Here is a 23049-nt window from a genome sequence, read left to right as displayed (position 1 = left end):
GCCACTATATACCGGCTTCTTTGACCCCGCGTAGCTCCTTGCGCAAGTCCGCAATCTCATCGCGCAGGCGGCCAGCGAGCTCGAATTTCAGCTCCCGAGCAGCTGCGGTCATCTGCGTTGTCAGGTCCGCGATGAGCTTCTCAATCTCGTCCGAAGCCATCGACGATGTGTCGCGACCTTCGATCATCGCCTCTTCCCCGCTGCTGCCGAGCTTCGCACCGTCGCCGTAAGTATCGTCCTCGGCGCGCTCGTAAACTTCGTCGAGGATGTCGGCAATCTTCTTGCGCAGCGGTTGCGGATCGATGCCGTGCTCTTTGTTGTACGCGATCTGCTTGGTGCGGCGTCGCTCCGTCTCGTCGATGGCTTCCTGCATTGACTCAGTGATGTCATCGGCGTACATGATGACCTCGCCGGAGACGTTGCGGGCTGCACGGCCAATGGTCTGAATGAGCGACTTCGTCGAACGCAGGAAGCCTTCCTTGTCGGCGTCGAGAATTGCCACGAGAGAGACCTCCGGCAGGTCGAGGCCCTCGCGGAGCAGGTTGATACCCACGAGAACGTCGAACTCACCAAGGCGCAGCTGGCGCAGCAACTCCACACGCTGCAGGGTGTCAATGTCCGAGTGCAGATAGCGGACCTGGATGCCGTTATCCAGGAAGTAATCAGTGAGATCCTCAGCCATGCGCTTGGTCAAGGTAGTCACCAGGACGCGCTCATCCTTCTCAGTGCGCTCGCGGATCTCGTGGATCAGGTCGTCGATCTGGCCCTTGGTGGGCTTGACCGTTACCTTCGGGTCGACCAGGCCCGTCGGGCGAATCACCTGCTCAACGAACTCGCCGCCGGCCGCCTCCAGCTCGTAGTCGCCCGGGGTCGCAGACATGTACACGGTCTGGCCGACACGGTCCTCGAACTCGTCGAACGTCAGCGGACGGTTGTCCACCGCGGACGGCAGACGGAAGCCGAACTCGACGAGGTTGCGCTTACGCGACATGTCGCCCTCGTACATGCCGCCGATCTGGGGCACGGTGACGTGAGACTCGTCGATGATGGTGAGGAAGTCTTCCGGGAAGTAGTCGATGAGGGTGGCAGGAGCGGATCCAGGGCCACGGCCATCAATATGCCGCGAGTAGTTCTCAATGCCAGTGCAGAACCCGACCTGCTGAATCATCTCGAGATCGTATTCGGTACGCATGCGCAGACGCTGCGCTTCGAGCAGTTTCCCGCGGTTTTCTAGCTCTTCGAGGCGGTCGGCGAGTTCCAGCTTGATCGCCTCAATCGCTTTCTCCATCCGGTCCTCGGTGGCAACGTAGTGCGTTGCCGGGAAGATGCGCAGCTCCTCGCGCTGCTGCAGAACGTCACCGGTGAGCGGGTGAATGTAGTAGAGCGAATCGACTTCGTCACCGAAGAACTCCACGCGCACGGCAACTTCCTCGTAGGCAGGGATGATGTCCACCGTGTCGCCTTTCACGCGGAATGTCCCGCGCTTGAAGTCAACGTCATTGCGCTCGTACTGGACGTCCACAAGCAAACGCAAGAACCGGTCGCGCTCCACTTCTTCCCCGACCCGAAGAAGCAAAGAACGGTCCAAGTAGGACTGCGGCGTACCCAGGCCATAGATGCAGGACACCGAAGACACCACCACCACATCGCGGCGGGACAACAGGGCCGATGTCGCAGAGTGGCGGAGGCGTTCGACATCGTCGTTGATCGACGAATCCTTCTCAATGTAGGTGTCCGTCTGCGCGATGTACGCCTCCGGTTGGTAGTAGTCGTAGTACGACACGAAGTACTCGACCGCGTTATTCGGCAGCAGTTCGCGCAGTTCGGTGGCCAGCTGCGCGGCGAGCGTCTTATTCGGCGCCATCACGAGCGTCGGGCGCTGCTGCTGCTCGATCAGCCACGCCGCGGTCGCCGACTTACCGGTGCCCGTCGCACCCATGAGCACCACATCCGGATCGCCGTCGCGCAGCCTGCGGTCCAGCTCTGCGATCGCGGTCGGTTGGTCGCCGGACGGCTCGAATTCAGATTCGACCTCGAAGAGCTTCTCGGAGCGCTCCACTTCTCCCACGGGGCGGAATTCGGAGTGCGATAAAACGGGGTGCTCAGCAGCAAAAGCCATGCACACCAGTCTAGGTCAGTTCCGCGATTCGCTAATCGACGCCCCGCGCCAGTTGCGATTCCCTTCGCGCCTAAGTCAAATTGTTGCGATTGCCTCTCAGCTGCACATAAGGTTATGCCCGTGGCCCAGACACATCCGAACACTGCAGCTCGCGCCGCGATCACCGCGGCGGGTTTGAGGCACGCGGATGTGGCCACCCATTTGGGGATCGACGCCAGCAAACTGTCCAAGTCGCTCTCAGGCGTACGGCGCTTCAGCGCCACCGAGCTGCAGCGTTTGGCGGAGATCACCGGCGTCACCGTGGACAGTCTGAGGCCGCTGTCCACAACGGCCACCGGCCACGCACCGGCCGCCCGCCCGCGCGAAGCAGATTGGGCCGCCCGGCGCCGCGCAATCGCCGCGGCCGCATGGCCGCTGTTCACGTCGAACGGCTACGAGGCGGTCAAGGTGGCCGACATCGCCCGGGAAGCAGGAATGTCCAGCTCAGCTGTCCACTACTACTTCCACTCGAAAAACGACATCTTCCTCGCCACTCTCGACTTGTGTTCGGAGCAGGCGGCGGGAAGACGGGAGGCGGTGACGTCGATAAGCGATCCTGCACGACGTTTGGTGCGCTTTGCGCACGTGCAGCTCGACGGTTCCGCGGAAGCCACCCGGGAGTGGACGACGTGGGCTCAATTCTGGGCGTCGTCGCCGATGTTCGCGGACGCGAAGGAGGCGACTGCCGTGGCGTACAGCCGCTGGGACCAGCAGCTGCGCGCCATCGTGCTCGAAGGGATGGCCTCCGGCCAATTCACCGCCTCCGCACCCGAGGACATGATGAGCGCTGTCACGGCGACGATCGACGGTCTCGGTGTGCAAATGCTCATCGGCGCACTGTCGGCAACGGACGCGGCGGACGCTGTGACGGCATATCTGAGTACGTGGATGACAGCGGACGCTGTCTTCGTGAAGGAGAACACATAAACATGGTTGAACTTTCGCGCCGGCAGTTGCTGGGCACCGCGGCAGTCGCTGGTTCGGCGACTGCCCTCGCGGCATGCTCGCCGACGATGCCGGCTGAAAATATCGATACGTCGGGCCCGCCGCGCAAGGGTGGCACCCTGCGCGTCGGACTCGTGGGCGGCTCCACCGCCGACACCGTGGACGCGCACATTCCCGCCAGTGCCAGCGACGCCGCCCGCGTGGTCAATCTGTACGAGCCTCTCGCACGCCGCGGCTACGAATACGAGCTGGAAAACCGTCTCGCCGAGAGCCTCGAGCCGAATGAAGACGCGACCGAGTGGACCATCCGTCTGCGTGAAGGCGTGAAATTCTCCGACGGCCGCCCGGTGCGCCCGGAGGACGTGATTGCCACCTACGAGCGCGTCGCCGATCCGGACGACCCGAAGAACGGCGCAGGGTCCATCGCGCACATCGAAGCCATGAACGTCGTCGACGACCGCACGCTGACGATCTCCTTGTCGCGGCCCGACGCGACCTTGACCGATGCGCTCGCCGAGTACCAAATGGGCATCGTCCCCGAAGACTACGACCCGGAGAATCCGATCGGTGCTGGCCCCTTCAAACTGGTCAGCTTCTCCGCCGGCCGGGAGACTGTCATGGAGCGCAACGAGCATTACTTCCTCGGCCCCGCCAACCTGGACCGCGTCGAGGTCGTCGATTTCTACCAGGAGGACGCGATGCTCAACGCGCTTTTGTCCTCCCAGGTCGACGGCATCGGAGCGCTCAACCACGCACTGGTCCGCGTCATCGAGTCTGACCCGCGCATGCACGTCGTCAGTTCTGAAACCGGCATGTGGCTCCCCTTCACCATGCGCGTCGACCACGAACCTTTCGACGACGAGCGCGTCCGCCAAGCTATGCGCCTGGCCTGCGCGCGCCCCGGCATGGTCGACCAAGTCTTCTCCGGCGAGGGCCAGGTCGGCAACGACATGTTCGCCCTCTACGACCCGGCGTACCCGCACGAATTCCCCCAGCGCGAGCAAAACATCGAAGAAGCAAAGAAATTGCTTGCCGACGCCGGCTACCCCGACGGCATCGACGTCACCCTTGCCACCTCCGAAATCGCCTCAGGCGCTGTCCGCGCCGCGCAGGTGTTCACGGAGCAGGTCCGCGACGCCGGAATCCGCGTGAAGATCGACCAAGTCGACTCCACCACCTTCTGGGCCGACGGAAACTACCTGTCCTACCCGTTCTCCCAGACCTTCTACTACACGCGAAACTTCCTCGAGCAAGTCAACCGTTGCGCCACCGAGGAGGCACCGTTCAACGAGACGCACTGGGTCGACGACGAATTCACCGCCCGCGTCGAAGCCGCCCGCGGCATTGTCGACGACCGCGAGCGCAGCAAGGAGATCAAGGAGCTCCAGCGCGAATTCTACGACCGCGGCGGATACATCATCTGGGGCTTCCCCAACCAGGTGGACGCGTACCACAACTACGTGGTCGGAGCGCGCCCCCACCCAAGTGGCGTTGCACTGTCCCAGGCGTTGTTCTACGACATGTGGATTGCGGAGGCATAGACAATGGGCAAACTCATCGCTCGCCGACTCGGCTTGAGCATCTTCATTCTTTTGGCAGTGTCCGTCATCATTTTCTGCGCCACACTGCTCCTGCCGGGCGACCCCGCCCGCGCCATCCTGGGCCAGCAGGCTACCCCGGAGCGCATCGCCGCGCTCCAGGCCGAAATGAACCTGGACAAAAACCCCGTCGAACGCTACTTCCTGTGGCTCGGCGGCGTGTTGACGGGCGACTTCGGCACCTCCACCACCACCGGCGGCCCGGTGTCCGAGCTGCTCGGTGAACCGCTGGTCAACTCTTTGGTCTTGATGGTTTTGGCGGCGTTAATCGCGATTCCGCTGGGCATTCTCGTCGGCATCTATGCGGCGTGGTGGCGTGGCTTCCGCCGCGACCAGGCCATCACTTGGGTCACCCTGATCCTCGCCGCGATGCCGGAATTCGTCATCGGTATTTTGCTGGTCACGGTTTTCGCAACCTCGGTCTTCCAGGTGCTGCCCGCGGTGACGATGTCGCAGCCGGGCGCCTCTGTCTGGTCGTACCCGTCGCAGCTCGTGCTGCCGACGTTGACCCTCGCGCTGGTCGTCAGCCCGTACATCGCTCGCATGACCCGCGCCACGATGATCGAGACCCTCGACTCGGGGTATGTCGAAATGGCCCGTCTCAAAGGCGTGCCTGAGCGCCGCGTCATCTTCCGCCACGCGCTCCCCCACGCTATCGGCCCCATCGCCCAGGTCGTCGCGATCCAGCTGGCATGGCTCGCCGGCGGCATTGTCGTGGTCGAGTACCTGTTCCGCTACCCGGGCCTCGGCGTCGCCATGATCGACGCCGTCAACTACCGAGACGTCCAGGTCGTGCAGGCGGTCACCCTCCTGATCGCCGCCGTCTACGTCGTTGTCAACCTGCTTGCCGATGTCATCGGCATCATGGCCAACCCCAAGCTAAGGAGCAACTAATGACCCAGCCGCACAATACTGGCGCCCCCTCCGATGTCAGGACCGGCGACGAGCTGAAAGCCTCCCTGTCCAAACCCGACCCGCTGCTCAAGCGCATCTGGGCGCAGCCGGAGGGCAAGGTCGGCATGATCCTCACCGGTCTAGTGCTCCTGATCGCGTTGATCGGTTATTTCTTCACCGAGCAGCTCACCGGCTACTCCACCACCGAGTTCCTCGGCCTCCCGTTCACCTCCGACGGCATCTTCGGCACCGACAACCTCGGCCGCTCCGTCGCCTCCCGCTTCATCGGCGGCGGACTGATCCTGCTCATCACGGCATTTTTGGCGACGGTGCTGGGCATGGTCGTAGGCACGGTGCTCGGCATGATCGCCGGCTACACCGGCGGTGCAACCGACGCTGTGATCATGCGCATCAACGATGTCCTCCTGGCCTTCCCGCAGCTGATCTTCGCGATGCTCGCCATCGTGATTTTCGGCCCCTCCGCGACCGTCCTAGTGCTCGTCATCGGCCTGACCCACGCACCGCGCATCGCCCGCGTGGCGCGCTCGGCCACCCAGTCGGTCACCAACGAGGACTACATCCGCGCCGCCCAGATGTACTCGGTGCCGCACTGGAAGATCCTCACCCAAGAGATCCTGCCGAATATCACCGGCCCGCTGTCCGTCGAGGCCGGGCTGCGCCTGACCTACTCCATCGGTTCCATTGCGTCCCTGTCCTTCCTGGGGCTGGGCATCCAGCCGCCGGCCGCTGACTGGGGCCTGATGATCAATGAGAACCGCATCGCGCTGTCCATCCAGCCGTGGGGCGTGGTTCTGCCGGTCATCGCCATTGCGGTGCTCACCATCGGCACCAACATGCTTGCCGACGCCACCGCCCGCGCCACCGCCTCCACCGCCACCCCCATCAAGCGCACCGGCACCACTATCCCGAGCGACCGCCAGGACAAGGTCGCCCCCATCATCAACGAAGACACCCGCAGCCGCACCACCCAGGCTGCCCCGAAGGAGAACGCATGACCACCTCGATTAATGCGGACGGCAAGGGGCCGAAGAAGTCGTCGATAAGCGGAAGAGACTCGCTGTGGTCCTCGACTGGCGGCGAAGGCGACTACGTACCCCCTGTACGCAACGACGACACGCTCGTGCTGCGCATCCGCGACCTGCGGATGGCGACCTACAGCGGCACCGAGATCCTCCACGGCGTCGACATCGACCTCTACCGCGGCGAAATTGTCGGCCTCGTCGGCGAATCCGGTTCCGGTAAGACCACCGCCGGACTTGCAGCGCTCGGCCACGTGCGCACCGGCCTGACCATCACAGACGGATCCGTCACGCTCTACTCCCGCGACGACAAAACCACCGATGTCCTTACGCTTAGCGAAGACGACGTGCGCGACATGCGCGGCTCCCGCGTTGCCTATATCCCGCAGGACCCCGCGCTCAGCCTCAACCCGGCGATGCGCATCGGCGACCAGATCCGCGAGGTCCTCGACATCCACGGGTACGGCTCCAGCTCGTCCGAGCGCGCCGACCGCGTCCGCGAAGTCATGCGCGACGTCGATCTGCCCGACACCGACGAATACCTGGCACGCTGGCCGCACCAGCTCTCCGGAGGGCAGCAGCAGCGCGTCGGCATCGCCATGGCGTTCGCCATGTACCCCGACGTGCTCATCCTCGACGAGCCGACCACCGGCCTCGACGTGACCACCCAGAACCACGTCCTGAAAACGATCCGCACCATGACGATGAAGAACGACGTCGCCTCGCTCTACATCACCCACGACCTGGCTGTCGTCGGCGAGCTCGTCGACCGCGTCATCGTCATGCTCCGCGGCGACATCGTCGAGGAAGGCCCCTACAACGCCGTCCTGTATAACCCGAAGCACGCCTACACCCGCAAGCTCCTCGGCGCCATCCCCGACCTGGAAGGTCACAAGGACATCGCGGGCAACGACCGCTGGACCAACTCCTGGGCCGAGGTCCACGGCGACCCCGCGGCGTCCGCTGAAACGCCGCTTCTCCAAGTCCGCGATCTCGGAATGGCGTACGGCGACAACAAGGTCCTGCACGGCATCAACCTCGCCATCGAAGCCGGCGAATCCACGCTACTCCTCGGCGAATCCGGCTCCGGCAAGACCACCCTCGCCCGCTCGATCGCCGGCCTCAACCCCGGCTACACCGGCGACGTGCTGCTGCGCGGCAAAGAACTCGCGCACTCCAGCCGCGACCGCACCCTCGAGCACCGCAAGGACGTGCAGTACATCTTCCAATCGCCGTTTTCATCGCTGAACCCGCGGCGCACCATCGGTGAATCGATGAGCGTGCCGCTTATCATGGCGGGCGAACTGTCCCGCGACGAGCAACGCGCCATCGTCGAGGAGACCCTCGAAGCCGTGCAGCTCGACCGCAGCTTCTACGACCGCCGTCCCGGCGACCTGTCCGGCGGCGAGCGCCAACGCGCCGCGATCGGCCGCGCGCTCGTCAACGCGCCGTCGGTCCTCGTGTGCGACGAGATCACCTCGGCCCTCGACGTGTCAGTCCAGGCGTCGATCCTGCAGCTGCTCGCCGAACTCCGCTACGAGCGTGGCCTATCGCTGCTGTTTGTCACGCACAACATCGCGCTCGCCCGGCACATCGCCACACGCGTCGCTGTGCTCAACAAGGGCATCATCGTCGACGACGGTCCTGTCGACGACGTTCTCGACAACCCGCTCCACGACTACACGCGCAGCTTGCTAACGAATATCCCGTCGCTCTAGCCACTGCGCCCCGTGGGTAGTGTGAGGTGTGTATATCCGCAGGCGAAAACAGGAGGACAACGCCGTGGCACACCCCACTTCCCACCCCGCAACGACAGACCTCAAGCCGTTGCCCGTCCCGCCGCTCGACGGCACGCTCGACGCGTACAGCCACGCCCTCGAAGCGGTCCTCGACGGCAGCGAACTGGAGCATGCGCGGGAGGTCGTCGAAAGCTTCCGCACGGGAGCCGGTCCACGCCTCGACGCGCAGCTGCGGGAACGCGCGGCCCAGCGCGAAGCAGCGGGCACCAATTGGCTTAACGACGAATGGTATTCCTCCTACCTCTCCACCCGCTCCCCCTTGACCCTGGCGTCAAATGTGGGGTTCCAGATCGCCTTCCCTGCGTCCGGTGGCCCTACCGCAGCCGGTGCTGCGGCCACCAACCCTGCCGACCTGGACCGCGCCGTCGAATTCATCCGCCGTGCCGCTGCCGTCCACCTCGCCGCTGCAGCTGACGCCCTGCCCGAGGATGTCGATGCCCGTGGCAACCGCATTACCATGAACCAGTGGTTCGTCTACGCAGGCGGTATCAGGCATCCGGAGGAGGGGGAAGACAGGATCATCGCGACACAGCTCGGCGCCGCGAACCGCGAGATCGGCGTGTTCGTCGACGGCCGACTTTTCGCGCTACCTGTCAGTAACGCCGAAGGCGCTCCCCTGTCCGCCGGTGCCCTGCGCGACGGTCTCGCCACGGTGCTGGAACTCGCGGCGCAACCTGGCGAGGCTGCCCTGGACTTCAACGCCCCGTCGCTGCTCGGCTCCGGCATTCTCGCCGACCTACTGCCGACGATCCTCGACAAAGGAAGCAACCACGCCACCTACGAGCGCCTCAACGACATGCTGTTCACCATTGACGTGCAGGATGCCGCGGCCGACGCCCCCGCGACAAGCGACACCGAGCGCATCCGTCAGGCCACCTTCGCCCCACGCGGCGCCTGGGTATACAAGCCATTGAGCTACCAAATCAGCCTGAACAGTGACTGGGCCGCGGTGCATGTCGAGCACTCGTGCCAGGACGGCGCGACCCTCGTTACCGCGATCAACCGCATGCAGGATGCGGAGCTGACCGACGCGACCGACACGACCGACGCGAACGCAGCACCGGAAGAGCTCGCGTGGGACCTCGACGATGCGACGCAGCAGACGATTTCCGCGCACCAGGGCGATGTCCGGAAAGCTGCCGGGAAGCTGGCGGCGGACATCATCACGGTCCCGCACAGCATCCCGGCGGAGCTGCCGTTCAAGATCAGCCGCGACGCGTCGGCGCAGATCACCATGCACATCGCCCAGCAGCTCACGTACGGGCATGTGCGCGCGGTGTACGAGGCCGTCGATATGCGCGAATTCCGCGCCGGCCGCACCGAGTGCCTGCGCGCCGCCACGCCTGAAGCGGTCTTGTTCGCAGAAAAGCTTATCGACGGCACCGCCACCCCCCACGACCTCACCTCCGCCCTTGATGCCCACCGCGGGTGGGTGAAGCGCTGCAAGTCCGGCAATGGGTTCGACCGCCACATCCAGATGATGGCCAGCATCGACGACTCCGACGTTTTCTTCACCGACCTCGCCGCCACGGCCGCGCGTCGCGATTTCCTGTCCACGACCTCCATCGGCGGCGCTAACCAGATCGTGCGCTACTGCTTCGCGCCGACCCTGCAGGAAGGCTTCGGCATCTCGTATACCCCGCTTCCTAACGACGCCGAATTCTGCGTCTCCTGGAACACCAGCACCGCTGAGCAGCCTGCGAAATTCCGCGCGAATCTCGTCGCAGCCGCGGCAATGTTCTGGGACTTCTGCGGCGAGATCCGCTAAGCGACATCGACTAAACGAGTATCTAACAAGCCAGCCAACGGGAAGGCGGAAGCACATGAAAAAGACCGGACTCACCGGCGGAATCGGCAGCGGCAAATCCACTGTGGCGAAGATGCTCGAAGAGGAGGGCTTCGCGGTGGTCGACGCCGACCAGATCGCCCGGGAGATCATGGAACCGGGCTCACCCGTCCTCGACCGCGTCGCGGCGGAATTCGGCGCGGACATCATCCGGGAGGACGGCACGCTGGATAGGGGGACATTGGCAGGAAGGGCGTTCGTCGATAAGCGGGCAACTGAAAAGCTGAACTCGATCACCCACCCGGCGATCCGTACGGAGTCCGAGCGTCGGTTCGCGGAGGCGGAAGCTGCCGGCGAGCCGGCCGTCGTGTACGACATGCCGTTGCTCGTCGACCTCGGCATGCACCGCGACATGGACCTCACTGTCGTCGTCGACGTTGACGCCGAGGAACGCGTGCGGCGGCTCGTCTTGTCGCGCGGCCTCGATGAAGCCGACGCCCGCGCCCGCATCGCGCAGCAGCTTGACGACGCCACCCGCAACGCCGCCGCCGACATCCTCATCGACAACAACGGCGACCTGGACGCTCTTAAACCGCAGGTCGACCAGCTGATCGCGCGCCTGAGGGCCTGAAGTTTCGCCCATTAGTCGAACAACGTTCAAGGCCACGCTACGTCCCATTCACCTACGTTGCCTAAGGTGACCGGCCATGGGAACGTGGGACATCGGGCCGTTCGACAACGACCCGGCAGTGGACGCCGTCGCAGCGCTTGCTGACGGCTCCTTCTGCATGGACCAGTTCCGTTTCGACTGCGGCCGCGGACCGCTCGGCACCGACGAAGCTGAATCCGTCATCGCTTTAGCCGCCGTGCTGAACGGGCACGTGCCCTCCGAAGCTCTCGCACCCGCGCTTCGCTTCCCGTTCACCCTCGACGACCGCCGCTGGATTCGCCGTCGCGCGAGCCAGGCCCTGCGGCCGGGTAGCTCCGAGCTCTACGACCTGTGGGAAAATGCCGGCGAACTGGATACCTGGCTCGCCGAGACAAAGAAATACGTCGCGTAACTGCCAGGTTGGGTTCTATGCCCCGGAGCCGTCAGCGCACCTGACATGCCTTTTAGTGGGGCTAGCTCTACAATCACCAGGTATGTCCGTGGACCAGGTCGACCCGCTCATCAGCTCTATCTACCAATGGATGGACGTCTCCGGCGTTCTCCTGATGGGAATCATCGGCGGCACCCTTGCGCGCCAGCTCGGTTATGACATCGTGGGGTTTCTGTTCATCGCCATGCTTTCGGCGCTGGGCGGCGGCATGCTTCGCGACGTCCTCATCAACCAAGGCACCGTCGCCGCCATGAGCCAGCCTGAATACCTGATCCTGGCGTTCACCGGCGCGCTGATCTCCCGGTTCACATACTTCAAGGGCCGTGCGTGGGAGTTCCTCCAGTCGCACGGCGACGCCCTCGTTTCTGCGTTGTGGGCCGCCACCGGTGCGTCCAAGGCCATCCAGTACGGGCTACCGCTTCTGCCCACCATCATGATGGGTGTGTTCACCGCCACTGGCGGCAGCATGATCCGCGACGTCGTCACCGGTCGCGAGCCAGCCGTGTTCGGCGGGAACCAGCCAGCCGTGATTCCGGCGGTGGCCTGCGCGGTGATCGTGTTGATCGGTAACGCCACCGGCTACCTGGCCATATCGATGGTGCTGGGACCGGTCGCGAGTTTCACGCTGTTCCTCTTCGGTTACTACGGCAACTGGCGGGTCAGCCAAGATCCGGACTTCGCGCCGGTAAACGCCACCGTGACTGCCACAGCAACGCAAGTGGCGTCGCTTGCCCGGAAGGCCGAAGACCGCTCCCGCGCCGTAGCCCGCGGACTGGAGCCCAAAAGCGTGCGTGCCTGGCGCCACCGCCAGATGGAGAAAGCCTTGCAGCGGCGCATCGAGGCGGAGATCCGCAAGGGTAAGCACCCAGCCGAGGCCCGCAGCGACGCCGACGAGTTTCTCACCGAATTCACCAACCAGTTCCCCGCCATCGATGCGGAAACACTTGCCGCCGCTGGAGTCGAGACCCCCACTGAAGAGGAGAACCTCTTCGAGGGCATCGGTGTCGACCTCGCCGGCGACTCCTACGACGGGGAAACGACGGAACCCGACCCCGCCGAGACCGAAGCAATGCATGCGGACATGCTGGACATCATTTTGTCCGACGCCAAGCTCACCGATGAACTCATCGAACGCCTCGCGGAACGATACAAAAATCGGGACGCCTAGGCGCGCGCCTCTTCGGCCGCAGGGCATGCTTCGCCCCGGTGTGTGCTCTTCGGCTGTTTCGCTATTTTCCCGAACAGGAGGTGCATCGCACCAAACTGGTGTGTGGTGTTCGGTACCGGTGTTCCGCCGCGCATCCGTATTCGACCCCGATGGTTCCGGTGGGGGCCGTCGTCGTTGGTCCGGTTGTGATACCTACACAACACCGCCAAGTTGTCCATATTGGTGGGCCCGCCGCTCGCCCACGGGGTGATGTGGTGAACCTCCCAATTATCCGCAGCATGCCGGCAATCCGGCATAGGACACGTCGTCAACGTCGCCCGCGCCAAATCCCGCTGCTTGGTGTTGGCGAAGCGTTTGGTGCTGTACAGGTTCACCGCACCCGCCTGCGGATGAAACAACGCCACCTCCAAGTCTTTCGAGTGGTGGTGGGTCAAGTACTCCGCACCGGTCATGGTGGTGCCATCAGATAGACCCAGGATGGTCTCGTCACCTGTACCGGCGAGGATCTTCACATAGTCCGGAAGCGGGATCTGCACCAACGGGCGCGGCACCGACGCGGCGACAGCTCCCTCTTTGTGCAGCAGGTCGTGGAAGGCTTCGTGCATCTGCGGACCTTCAGGACGATCCGCGTCGAGGTTTTTCCGCAGAGCGTGCTCAAGGGCGGCGATATCGCGGTCATCACCGGTGGCGCTAAAGGTGCGTTTGCCTTTGCGTGACCGGCCGAACCGGACGATGGACTGCGGAGCGGGCTTGTCGGCATCCGGGTCAGGGGCGATGTCTTTGGCGCGGCGCTTCAACGTCTCATAGTTACCCCGCACGGACAACAACGCCAGGCGCAGCTTCCATTTTTCGCGTTCGGAGCCGGCGGCTTTGACGTGTTGCTCGATGAACAGAATCTGATCCAACGACTTGCCCGTCTGACGCGAAACACGCACCGCCTGCGCCTGCTTGCGAGTAGAGCGAGTTTTCCCGAAATAGACCTCGTGAGCCTTCTCCCACTCGATATAGGTGGCAGGCTTGACACCGGCAGCACAAGCAGCCTGACGGTCGAAACCAGCCAGGGCATCCATCGGACTGCCAAGAGAACCAAGAAACGCGTCAAAATCGCTCATGACACACACGCTAAGCAAAAAGGCACCCTCGATAAGAAAACCACCAAAAATCTGTGGATAACCCACCCCACAACCAGACTTATCCACAGGGACGCAAGGGAGGGGTCGCGGGGAAGGCGTCGATAAGCATGCAAAAAGGCCCGCACCGGAGTGCGGGCCACAAATGCTAGGCGTTAGTTGCCTGCGAGCTTCTCGCGCAGAGCCGCGAGCTGCTCGTCGGAAGCAAGCGAGCCACCCTGCTCAGCCTCACCAGCGGACGGAGCTGCCGGAGCTGCAGCATCGCCGGTGGAGCTGTAGTTGGACGGAGCTGCTGCCTCGCCGGATTCCTCAGCCTCGGCTGCAGCGGCGCGGTTGCGCTCGATCTGAGCAGTGTGAGCCTCGTGCAGGCGGGCAGCCTCGGCGTAGCGGGCCTCCCACTCCTGACGCTGCTCGTCGTAGCCTTCCATCCACTCGTTGGTCTCCGGGTCGAAGCCCTCCGGGAAGATGTAGTTACCCTGCTCGTCGTAGGAGTCGGCCATGCCGTAGCGGGACGGGTCGAACTCCTCGATGTAGTCCTCGTCTGCCTGTTTGAGAGACAGGGAGATGCGGCGGCGTTCCAGGTCGATGTCGATGACCTTGACCATGACCTCCTGGCCCACCTCGACGACCTGATCCGGCACCTCGACGTGGCGCTGTGCCAGCTCGGAGATGTGAACCAGGCCCTCGATGCCCTCTTCGACGCGGACGAATGCGCCGAACGGGACGAGCTTGGTGACCTTGCCCGGGACGATCTGGCCCACAGCGTGGGTGCGAGCAAAGACGCGCCACGGATCTTCCTGGGTCGCCTTCAGCGACAGGGAGACGCGCTCGCGGTCGAGATCGACGTCGAGCACCTCGACAGTGACCTCGTCGCCGACGGTGACAACCTCGGACGGGTGGTCGATGTGCTTCCAGGACAGCTCGGACACGTGGACCAGGCCGTCAACGCCGCCGAGATCGACGAAGGCGCCGAAGTTGACGATGGAGGACACGACACCCTTGCGGACCTGGCCCTTCTCCAGCTGGTGGAGGAAGTCGGAGCGGACCGCGGACTGGGTCTCCTCCAGGTAAGCGCGGCGGGACAGAACGACGTTGTTGCGGTGCTTGTCCAGCTCGATGATCTTCGCTTCGAGCTCCTGGCCGATGTAGGGGTCCAGGTCGCGGACGCGGCGCATTTCAACGAGGGATGCGGGCAGGAAGCCGCGCAGACCGATGTCGAGGATCAGGCCACCCTTGACCACCTCGATGACGGTACCGGTGACAGGCTGGTCGTTCTTCTGCAGCTCCTCGATGGTGCCCCAGGCGCGCTCGTACTGTGCACGCTTCTTGGACAGAAGAAGACGGCCTTCCTTGTCCTCCTTGGTCAGGACCAGAGCGTCGATCTCATCGCCGATCTGAACGACCTCATCCGGGTCGACGTCGTGCTTGATGGAGAGCTCACGGGTCAGAATGACACCTTCGGTCTTGTAACCGATGTCAAGGAGAACCTCGTCGTGGTCGACCTTGACCACGGTGCCGGTGACAATGTCACCATCGTTGAAGTACTTGATGGTGGCGTCAACTGCGGCAAGAAATTCCTCAGAGCTGCCAATGTCGTTAATGGCAACCTGCGGGGTAGTAGAAGTGGGCATAGGTTATGTTGCTCCGAATATGGATAGGAGATAGCGGTTGGACATGAGCGCATCTCTCGAAAAAGCAGCTTATCGACGCCCCAAAAGAGGCCGGTCACGCTGGGATTTCGATCTCGCTCCCGCCGTGGGCGGCCCTCCTATTACGACCGGGGCCACGCGGGCAGCGTAGATACGCCTTGCCGAGATTAGTTCATTTGCCCAGCTCGAGCAAACTTTGATCTCGCGCGTCGCAGGTCACTTTCCGGGCGAGCGGTGAAGAAATCTGTGGCGCGAATTCACCATTTTCACACCAATCTCTTTATCCTTAGACAGTCAACCAAATTTGATAGTGCCCGCAGGGCATATAGGTGGTGTTTTTATGTTGAAGCGCGGTATCGGTATCGGCTTCGCTTTCATCGGCGTCGTTGTGGGCGCCGGTTTCGCTTCCGGCATGGAGGCGTTCCAGTACTTCGTCTCGTACGGCGAGATGGGCATGTGGGGCATTGTCCTGGCCGGTGTGGTCATGGCTTTTGCCGCGGTGGCCTTCCTCGCTTTCGGTTCCTATTTCCAGGCGAACGAGCACACGCGTGTGTTCGGCGAAGTCTCGGACGGGCTTTCATCGAAGATCATGGACTGGTCGGCGATCGCCTGCATGTTCAGTGTGGGCTTCGTGATGTTCGCCGGTGCCGGTTCGAACCTTGAGCAAGCATACGGTTGGCCGATCTATGTCGGCGGTGTGGCCATGCTGGTCATCATGCTGCTGGTGGGCCGGCTGGATGTGAACAAGATCTCAATGGTTCTGGGGCTCGTCACTCCGCTGCTCATCATTTTCGTCCTAATCGCGTCGATTTGGACGTTCACGCATACGAGCGTGGACTTTGCGTCGCAAAGCGAATGGGCGCAGCAGAATGTGGAGGGCGCGACGGGCGCTCCCACGTGGTGGCTGGGCGCGCTGAACCATACGGGCTTGAACGCGCTGTGCACGGTGTCCATGGCGATTGTGATCGGCGGCGACAACTTCGACAACAAGTCGGTCCGCATTGGCGGGATAGTCGCGGGCTTCCTGTACGCGGCGATGCTGGCTCTGCTCGTTGTCACGCTGTTCATGGAGGCCAAGGAGATCAACGGCGACGATCTGCCGCTGTTGACCGTGCTGTTCAACATCAACCCAGCACTCGGCCAGGTCATGACGTGGGTCATCTTCCTCATGGTGTTCAACACGTGCCTGGGCATGATCTACGCGCTGGCGAAGCGCCTGACGCGCAACAACCCGGACAACTTCTACAAGGTTTACGTCGGCGCCTGCCTGGTCGGCTTCGTGCTGTCGTTCATCGGCTTCAAGCCACTGGTGGCCAACCTGTACCCGATCCTGGGTTACTTGGGCCTGTTCGTGATCGCGGTGTTGGTCTACCAGTACTTCCGTTACCGCGACCGCCTGGACCGCGAGGGCGAGCTGCGCACTGCCGCTGTCCATCTGGTGACCGACGAGGAGAATCTCGACCCGGACAGCGAGTTCGCGGACATGTCGCTCGACGAGCTGGCTGAGGAATCTATGCTTGATGACGAAGAATTCCAGAAAGCCCTCCAGTCCGAGGTCGAGGACGAAAACGATGAAGACACCAAAGACGCAGACAGTGCAGACGGTACAGACAGCGAGGGCTCTGACGCGGCCGCCGATTCCAGCACGGGTTCCGGCTCCACGAAGATCTAGGAAAATCTAGAGGGGCCTCCCCCCTGCCTTCCCTATTAGCCCGGGTGCCGCGCGGAACAAGCGCCGGCCCCGGGCTAATGTGCTGCTTCGTCCCAGTTGGTGCCGGTTCCGGCGGAGACTTCCAGCGGGACGCGCAGTGTGATGGCGCGGTCCATTTCCTCCTCGACGATCGCTTGAACCTGCTCGAGCTCGCCGGGGGCGATTTCGACGACGAGTTCGTCGTGGACTTGGAGGAGGACGCGGGATTGGAAAGGTTGGTCGCGGGAGGCGTCGTTAAGCGCGGCGTCGACGCGGATCATGGCGACCTTGATGATGTCGGCCGCGGTGCCCTGAATGGGAGCATTGAGGGCGGCGCGTTCTGCGTTTTCGCGCGCGACACGGTTGTCGGAGGTGAGCTCCGGCAGGTAGCGGCGGCGGCCGAAGACGGTGGATGTGTAGCCGTCGCGGCGGGCTTGTTCAACAACCTCGTCGAGGTAGCGTTTCACGCCGCCGAAGCGCTGGAAGTAGGACTCCATGATTTTCTTCGCTTCGCCGGCGGGGATACCCAGCTGGTTGGACAGGCCATATGCGCTCAAGCCGTAGACGAGGCCGTAGCTCATGGCTTTGACGCGGCGGCGCAGCTCGGGGGTGACGTCGTCGATGGGCACGTCGAAGACGCGGGAGCCGACGAAGTTGTGCAGGTCCTCCCCTTCCTTGTACGCCTCGATGAGGCCGGGATCTTCGGACAGGTGCGCCATGACGCGCATCTCGATCTGGGAGTAGTCCGCAGTGAGGAGGCATTCGTAGCCGTCACCCACGGTGAAGGCGGAGCGGATGCGGCGGCCGGCCTCGGTGCGCACGGGGATGTTCTGCAGATTCGGCTCGGTGGAGCTGAGGCGCCCAGTGGATGCGACAGTCTGGTTGAAGGTGGTGTGGATGCGGCCGTCGTCGTGGACGGTCTTGATCAGGCCTTCACTGGTGGACTTGAGCTTCTGCCATTCGCGGTGCGCGAGTAGCTGATCCAAGAACGGGTGCGGGTTCTTTGCGGCGAGCGTCTCGATCTCCTTGGCGGCGGTGGAATAGCCCGTCTTGGTCTTCTTCGTCTTGGGCAGCTCGAGTTTGTCGAAGAGGACGACGGAGAGCTGCTTGGGGGACGAGAGGTTCAGGTCGGGTTCATCGACAAGCGAACGTGCTGTGTCTTCGGCGTCGGTGACTTTCTGCGCGATCTCTTTCAGCTGCTCTTCGAGGACGTCCATGTCGACGGCGATTCCGGTGTCCTCCATCTCAGCGAGGATGGTCACTAGCGGCAATTCGAGATCGGCGTAGAGCTCGTAAGAATTGATCGCGCGCAAGTCCTCGGTGAGCTTTTCCGCGAGCTCCAGGATCGCCGCGGCCGAGTCCACAAGCGTTGTGTCCTCATCGAGCAGGCTCAGCTGGTCGCTGCCCGTAGTGAGCTGGCGTTGCAGGTGACGCTGGTACACGTCGCCGAGATCATACGTACGCTGGCCAGGGCGCAGCAGGTACGCCGCAATCGCTGTGTCGTGCGCAATGCCGCGCAAAGTGATCCCGCGGCCGCGCAGCATGTGGAACGTCTCCTTCGCGCTGTGCAGGTACTTCGGTGCGGCCGACTCGAGCCACGTCTGCAACGCGGACTCCTCCCCCGGGCTTAATTCCGCTAGCTGCTTGCTCACAGCGTGCCGCTGCTTGTCGACGATTCCCACCGCCACAGCATCCCCCGCCGCCGGCGCCCCATGACCCGTGACGAACACGGCGAGACCCTGGCCCTTATGTGCGGACAACCACTCGTCAAGCGGGCCGTCGTCCACCGTGACCTCGCTGAGCTGAACGGTCTCCGGCTCCGGCGCACTGCCGTCCGTCGGCACAGCTGCCAAAACGCGCTCGCGGAGGTTGACGCCGAACTCGAGATCATCGAAATCCTTCGCCACTGCACCGACATCTGCCGGTTTGAGCTCCAGATCATCCGGGCCGACAGGCAGTACGAGATCGGTGACCATCTGGGTCAGTTCGCGGTTGAGCTTGACCTGCTGGATACGCTCACGAAAGGCATCGCCAGCTTTGCCCTTAATGGAGTCGGCGTTGGCGATAAGGGCCTCCAAGTCCCCGTTTTCCACGATCCACTTGGTGGCGGTCTTCTCCCCCACGCCCGGGATGTTAGGCAGGTTGTCCGAGGGGTCGCCACGCAACGCCGCGAAATCCGGGTACTGGGCCGGTGTGAGACCGTATTTGTTCTCCACTTCCTCCGGGGTGAAACGGGTCAGGGTGGATACACCGCGGGTCGGATACAAAACGGTGACGTCGTCGTTGACCAGCTGGATGTAGTCGCGGTCGCCGGTGACAATGACCACCTCGTATTCATCCTGCGCTTGCGTCGTCAGCGTAGCCAAGATGTCGTCGGCCTCGTAGTTGTCTTTTGTCAACGTGACGATGCCCAAGCTTCCCAGCACATCCTGGATGATCGGCACTTGCCCCTTGAATTCCTCCGGGGCGGCTTCGCGCTGAGCTTTGTACTCCGGGAATTTTTCCGTGCGGAAGGTCTTGCGCCCCACATCGAAGGCGACGGCAGCATGCGTCGGCTGCTCCTCGGAGAGGATGTTCGCGAACATGGACAGAAAGCCATACACCGCGTTCGTGTTCTGCCCGCCGGAGGTGGAGAAGTTCTCGGCCGGCAAGGCGTAGAAGGCGCGGAAGGCCATGGAGTGGCCGTCGATAAGCAAAAGGCGTTTCTTGTTCGCAGTCACAAGGCACCACTTTACCGAGTGGCCCGGACACCTCCCCGCGCCCGGAATACTACTGGCCGGTTTCCGGAATACCGCTCACGTAAACCTGCAGGTCAAAAGCATCGTCTTTGGTTTATCTCCTCCAGCAGTCTTCTAGTTTTGCCACTTGCTCGAACTTCCGGCCCGATGCGCGCGTTTCACCCATGACGGAGAAAGGAGCAACGCTTGGAGACGCGAAACGTATGGCCATACCCGAACTTGCCGCCATCGAAGAACAAAAGCATCTCGATCGAACTAGCGCCCGATTCCTCGGCCATGGTGGTGACAACGACAGCGTCTCCAACAACCCCAACGATCGAACGGATCAGGACGATCTACATCTGGTTGGGTTGCGCCGGGTGTCTCGCGAGCATGCTCATCCCATTCGCGCTGCTGGGACTGATCGGTTACCTCTTCAGTGAGCCCCGAGACCCCGCACTCCTCATGCTTTGGGTTTTTCTCATCGCTCCAGCGCTGATTTTCGTAGTGATGTACGTCCTGCACAAGAGGATTCCTCCTGACGAGCCTTACGAGGTCGGCAGTATTCCGCTTTCCTTCTTAGACCCCGGGCTTGATCGCATCACCCCGGAAGTGATCAACAAAGCCAACAGGCTGCGCGGGTCTCACCGTCAAACCCTTCTCCAGGAAGCTCTTGATGCCCTCGAGCGGGAAGGCGCTGAGGCGTTTGTCTCCGCAGTCAACAACATCGAAGAAGACCCCGATTAAAGGCGCAGCTTTCTTGCTGGTCTAGACCTCATTTCGTCCGTGAAACACGCTGCGCTATTCTTATTCAGCACGCCCCAGTAGCCCAATTGGCAGAGGCAACGGATTCAAAACCCGTCCAGTGTGAGTTCGAGTCTCACCTGGGGCACCGCTAGCAGGGGGTTACCTGGAAGAATGAGGTAGCCCCCTTCTTAAACCCTTCTTTTTAACTGGAGTACTGGCGATCCTTTTGGCGCTGAGTACTTTGCATGGCATGGCCCGTCACACACCAGCCCCAATTACGCTAGGCGTTATGGCGATTGACTCTGATCTTCTCTCCCGGCTAGCTAATCCTGGCGTTGTTGGCCGCACCGAATCTGACATTCAGTCGGACATTAAAATGTTGCTGCTTTCGGCCACCGATTTGAGCCCGGTTGAGACTGCGCTAGCAAGCCTCGTCAATTTTGATATCAAAATCGGTCACAGAGCCAAACGCAGCCACGGCAAGGGATACCGCGCGTTCTTCAACACCATCGTCGTCCTGCCGCTACCATTACGGCAGTTGACAGCTTCCCGAACTGCCGTGGTACGCTCATGACGGATGCAGTGAGAGCATCCTGACGAAAGGATTAAACACTCCAATGAACGACACTCCGCGTATCTGAACAGCCGCGAGCAACCGCTCCGGCTACCTTCGATGCTTGGAGCACTATGTCGATTTCATTTTCTTCCGTCTGTTTTTCGTATTCCCCTGATGAACGTCCAATTCTCGCAAACGCTTCGTTTTCCCTGACCGAGCGCCGAATCGGCGTCGTCGGGCGTAATGGATCAGGCAAGTCCACCATTCTCAAACTCATCAACGGAGCCTTAGCGCCACAATCGGGTTCGATCAGCGCACCGCCAACCGTGACGCTCACACAACGTATCGCGACGTCACCTCACTCAACCGTTGCAGAAATTCTCGGTATCGACCGCACACTACTGGCCCTTCAGCGCATCGAAGCGGGGAGCGTTAACCCCACCGATTTCGACGACGTCGGAGACGACTGGGGTGTCGAAGCCCGAGCACTCGCACTCGTTTCCGAAACACTCCCCTCCCTCAGCCTCGACAACGTCTTGTCACGCGAAGCCCACACACTCTCTGGAGGCGAACTCGTCCGCCTCGGTGTGGCAGGACTGAAGCTGTCACGCCGTCGCGTCGCACTGCTGGATGAACCCACGAACAACCTGGATCGCCCATCTCGTGAGGCTTTAATTGAATTGATCAACAATTGGTCCGGACAGGTTGTTGTGGCCAGCCACGATACTGAACTACTTCACCATGTGGACGCTATTGTGGAAGTCCACCAGGGAAACGCCGTGGTTTATGGAGGGAACTGGGATCACTATGTTGAACAACGCGAGGCGATGCGCAAAGCCACCCTTCGCAACGTTACCGACGCTCAATCTGCACTCAACATAGAACGAAAAGACCTCGAGCAAATTCGTGCGCGAACCGCTCGCCAAGCCACACGAGCAAAGGCAAAATTCACGGCTGTCAAAGGCGGCCCCAAGCTCTCGGACCCTACCGCGAAACGGGCGGCAGAGGCACGCCGCACAGGTCGGGTGAAAGCCGCAGCCGCAAAGGTAACTGAAGCTCGCGAACAACTCAAGCGCGCCGAAGAGGACGTGCGCGAGTACGAATCGATCCGGATCCCGATCGTCGATCCGGATGTTCCTCGGTCCAAGGTGCTCGCCGAGCTTACCTTCGGGGATGTGGCAGTGACCGTTGGAGGAGGCGACCGCTGGCAGATCGCTGGAGACAACGGCGTCGGGAAGACGACCGTGCTGCGCGCAGCGCTCGCTCGAGCGACAGCGCGAATCGGTTACATTGATCAGCAACTCGCATTACCAGCCGGAACCGTATTCGATGCCGTTTCGACGTCGGCGCCAGGCAGGTTGAAACACGACACTTACGAGATCCTTGCCGCTTTTCGGTTGCACGGAAACACTGTGAAGCGCGACGTCTCCACACTCTCTGGAGGCGAGCGCTTCCGAGTGGCCCTTGCACGACTTTTGATGGCAGACCCGCCACTGGACGCCGTATTCCTCGACGAACCGACCAATAACCTCGATATCGATTCCGTCGATCAACTTGTGAACGCGCTTGCGAGCTACCGAGGTGCGGTTGTGGTGGTGAGCCATGACCAGCACTTCATCGACCGAATCGGGGTCAAGCGCATGTTGACCTTGCATAAGGACGGAACCGCAACGTTCTAAACCATTGGAGTTGAGGCGACGGGCCGCTCGGTGCTCAACACGACCAGCGGCTCGAAGCCTCACGAAAAGAAAGTTTGGGCCTCAGTTCCTCTTTCTTTTATTGACATCCAGTGCTGGGCGTCTGCGGCAAGTCCAATACCGATCCCAGAGCAAGGCCGACAACAATCCAACAATCTGACGCACACCGGGAGGAACTCCGTTGCTTAAGAACGCCGGCGATTGATCGTTCCGTCAAACGCTTCGCCTCTTGCCCATCAGAGTAATAAGCGTCGATGCGAGCTTCGTGAGATTCCATATGTCTCATCCCTACGTAGCTTCGAGCTTATGGCTTCACTCGCTCTATCCAGCGGTAAAGCCCTACACTCGCTTTCCACAAAAGCACACCCAGCACAA

General features: G+C 62.2%; 17 protein-coding genes and 1 tRNA gene. 14 read left to right on the top strand and 4 right to left on the bottom strand.

What is annotated here, in order from left to right:
• Positions 1–4 precede the first annotated feature (4 nt).
• The gene (gene uvrB / locus KBX07_RS01465) at positions 5–2119 is read right to left on the bottom strand and encodes an excinuclease ABC subunit UvrB (RefSeq protein ID WP_256019047.1); all 2115 of its coding nucleotides are present in this window, start codon (positions 2117–2119) and stop codon (positions 5–7) included.
• A 120-nt stretch (positions 2120–2239) separates the two neighbouring features.
• Between uvrB and KBX07_RS01460 the strand changes: the two genes are divergently transcribed.
• The 9 genes from KBX07_RS01460 (at position 2240) to KBX07_RS01420 (ending at position 12488) form a co-directional block, all read left to right on the top strand.
• A complete protein-coding gene (locus KBX07_RS01460) occupies positions 2240–3085 on the top strand; it encodes a TetR family transcriptional regulator C-terminal domain-containing protein (protein ID WP_256019049.1) in 846 nt (281 codons plus the stop codon).
• A gap of 2 nt (positions 3086–3087) precedes the next feature.
• On the top strand, positions 3088–4644 hold the full coding sequence (locus tag KBX07_RS01455) for an ABC transporter substrate-binding protein (RefSeq protein ID WP_256019050.1): 1557 nt from the start codon (positions 3088–3090) through the stop codon (positions 4642–4644).
• Between the two features lie 3 nt (positions 4645–4647).
• Positions 4648–5595 (top strand): ABC transporter permease, encoded by a 948-nt coding sequence (locus tag KBX07_RS01450; RefSeq protein ID WP_005290312.1) that lies wholly within the window; start codon positions 4648–4650, stop codon positions 5593–5595.
• Positions 5595–6611 (top strand): ABC transporter permease, encoded by a 1017-nt coding sequence (locus KBX07_RS01445; RefSeq protein ID WP_256019052.1) that lies wholly within the window; start codon positions 5595–5597, stop codon positions 6609–6611. Before KBX07_RS01450 ends, KBX07_RS01445 begins: the two co-directional genes overlap by 1 nt.
• Positions 6608–8353, top strand: a complete 1746-nt coding sequence (locus KBX07_RS01440) for an ABC transporter ATP-binding protein (protein WP_256022717.1) — start codon at positions 6608–6610, stop codon at positions 8351–8353. The genes KBX07_RS01445 and KBX07_RS01440 overlap by 4 nt, the downstream gene beginning before the upstream one ends.
• A 64-nt stretch (positions 8354–8417) precedes the next feature.
• Entirely contained in the window at positions 8418–10202 is a 1785-nt protein-coding gene (locus tag KBX07_RS01435; protein WP_256022715.1) for a choline/carnitine O-acyltransferase, read from the top strand.
• Positions 10203–10257: 55 nt separating this feature from the next.
• Positions 10258–10851 (top strand): dephospho-CoA kinase, encoded by a 594-nt coding sequence (gene coaE / locus KBX07_RS01430; RefSeq protein ID WP_256022713.1) that lies wholly within the window; start codon positions 10258–10260, stop codon positions 10849–10851.
• A gap of 76 nt (positions 10852–10927) precedes the next feature.
• Complete coding sequence (locus KBX07_RS01425; RefSeq protein WP_255994855.1) at positions 10928–11281, top strand: DUF4259 domain-containing protein; 354 nt, start codon at positions 10928–10930, stop codon at positions 11279–11281.
• 82 nt (positions 11282–11363) lie between these two features.
• Entirely contained in the window at positions 11364–12488 is a 1125-nt protein-coding gene (locus tag KBX07_RS01420; protein ID WP_256022711.1) for a trimeric intracellular cation channel family protein, read from the top strand.
• On the opposite strand, the gene KBX07_RS01415 is transcribed toward KBX07_RS01420, so the two are convergent.
• Together KBX07_RS01415 and rpsA are read right to left on the bottom strand one after the other, a co-directional pair.
• Entirely contained in the window at positions 12485–13600 is a 1116-nt protein-coding gene (locus KBX07_RS01415) for an HNH endonuclease signature motif containing protein (protein ID WP_256022710.1), read from the bottom strand. The genes KBX07_RS01420 and KBX07_RS01415 overlap by 4 nt on opposite strands.
• Before the next feature lie 173 nt (positions 13601–13773).
• Positions 13774–15249, bottom strand: coding sequence for a 30S ribosomal protein S1 (rpsA, locus tag KBX07_RS01410; RefSeq protein WP_255995216.1), 1476 nt, complete (start codon positions 15247–15249; stop codon positions 13774–13776).
• Positions 15250–15607: 358 nt separating this feature from the next.
• On the opposite strand from rpsA, the gene KBX07_RS01405 reads away from it, so the two are divergent.
• On the top strand, positions 15608–16939 hold the full coding sequence (locus KBX07_RS01405; RefSeq protein WP_255995215.1) for a hypothetical protein: 1332 nt from the start codon (positions 15608–15610) through the stop codon (positions 16937–16939).
• A 74-nt stretch (positions 16940–17013) separates the two neighbouring features.
• Here KBX07_RS01405 and polA read toward each other — a convergent pair whose 3' ends face one another.
• Positions 17014–19677: a DNA polymerase I gene (gene polA, locus KBX07_RS01400; RefSeq protein WP_256022708.1), complete on the bottom strand. Its 2664-nt coding sequence runs from the start codon at positions 19675–19677 to the stop codon at positions 17014–17016.
• A 204-nt stretch (positions 19678–19881) separates the two neighbouring features.
• Here polA and KBX07_RS01395 point away from each other — a divergent pair, with 204 nt between their 5' ends.
• The 4 genes from KBX07_RS01395 (at position 19882) to KBX07_RS01380 (ending at position 22656) form a co-directional block, all read left to right on the top strand.
• Positions 19882–20421 carry a hypothetical protein gene (locus tag KBX07_RS01395; protein WP_256022707.1) on the top strand — a complete coding sequence of 180 codons (540 nt, stop codon included), beginning with the start codon at positions 19882–19884 and terminating at the stop codon, positions 20419–20421.
• 71 nt (positions 20422–20492) lie between these two features.
• Positions 20493–20566, top strand: a tRNA-Leu gene (locus tag KBX07_RS01390).
• Between the two features lie 144 nt (positions 20567–20710).
• On the top strand, positions 20711–20995 hold the full coding sequence (locus KBX07_RS01385; RefSeq protein WP_256022705.1) for a hypothetical protein: 285 nt from the start codon (positions 20711–20713) through the stop codon (positions 20993–20995).
• A gap of 113 nt (positions 20996–21108) precedes the next feature.
• Positions 21109–22656 carry an ATP-binding cassette domain-containing protein gene (locus tag KBX07_RS01380; RefSeq protein WP_256022704.1) on the top strand — a complete coding sequence of 516 codons (1548 nt, stop codon included), beginning with the start codon at positions 21109–21111 and terminating at the stop codon, positions 22654–22656.
• Positions 22657–23049 lie beyond the last annotated feature (393 nt).

This window comes from Corynebacterium sp. CCUG 70398 (assembly GCF_024454055.1).
Taxonomy (GTDB): Bacteria; Actinomycetota; Actinomycetes; order Mycobacteriales; family Mycobacteriaceae; genus Corynebacterium; species Corynebacterium genitalium.
Note: the sequence above shows the minus strand (reverse complement) of the source record. Positions and strands in the feature narration are given on the sequence as shown.

Coding starts and splice junctions, on each gene's coding strand:
- uvrB (WP_256019047.1), bottom strand. CDS start 2,119: ATGGCTTTTGCTGCTGAGCACCCCGTTTTATCGCACTCCGAATTCCGC.
- KBX07_RS01455 (WP_256019050.1), top strand. CDS start 3,088: ATGGTTGAACTTTCGCGCCGGCAGTTGCTGGGCACCGCGGCAGTCGCT.
- KBX07_RS01450 (WP_005290312.1), top strand. CDS start 4,648: ATGGGCAAACTCATCGCTCGCCGACTCGGCTTGAGCATCTTCATTCTT.
- KBX07_RS01445 (WP_256019052.1), top strand. CDS start 5,595: ATGACCCAGCCGCACAATACTGGCGCCCCCTCCGATGTCAGGACCGGC.
- KBX07_RS01440 (WP_256022717.1), top strand. CDS start 6,608: ATGACCACCTCGATTAATGCGGACGGCAAGGGGCCGAAGAAGTCGTCG.
- coaE (WP_256022713.1), top strand. CDS start 10,258: ATGAAAAAGACCGGACTCACCGGCGGAATCGGCAGCGGCAAATCCACT.
- KBX07_RS01425 (WP_255994855.1), top strand. CDS start 10,928: ATGGGAACGTGGGACATCGGGCCGTTCGACAACGACCCGGCAGTGGAC.
- KBX07_RS01420 (WP_256022711.1), top strand. CDS start 11,364: ATGTCCGTGGACCAGGTCGACCCGCTCATCAGCTCTATCTACCAATGG.
- KBX07_RS01415 (WP_256022710.1), bottom strand. CDS start 13,600: ATGAGCGATTTTGACGCGTTTCTTGGTTCTCTTGGCAGTCCGATGGAT.
- rpsA (WP_255995216.1), bottom strand. CDS start 15,249: ATGCCCACTTCTACTACCCCGCAGGTTGCCATTAACGACATTGGCAGC.
- KBX07_RS01405 (WP_255995215.1), top strand. CDS start 15,608: ATGTTGAAGCGCGGTATCGGTATCGGCTTCGCTTTCATCGGCGTCGTT.
- KBX07_RS01385 (WP_256022705.1), top strand. CDS start 20,711: ATGGCGATTGACTCTGATCTTCTCTCCCGGCTAGCTAATCCTGGCGTT.
- KBX07_RS01380 (WP_256022704.1), top strand. CDS start 21,109: ATGTCGATTTCATTTTCTTCCGTCTGTTTTTCGTATTCCCCTGATGAA.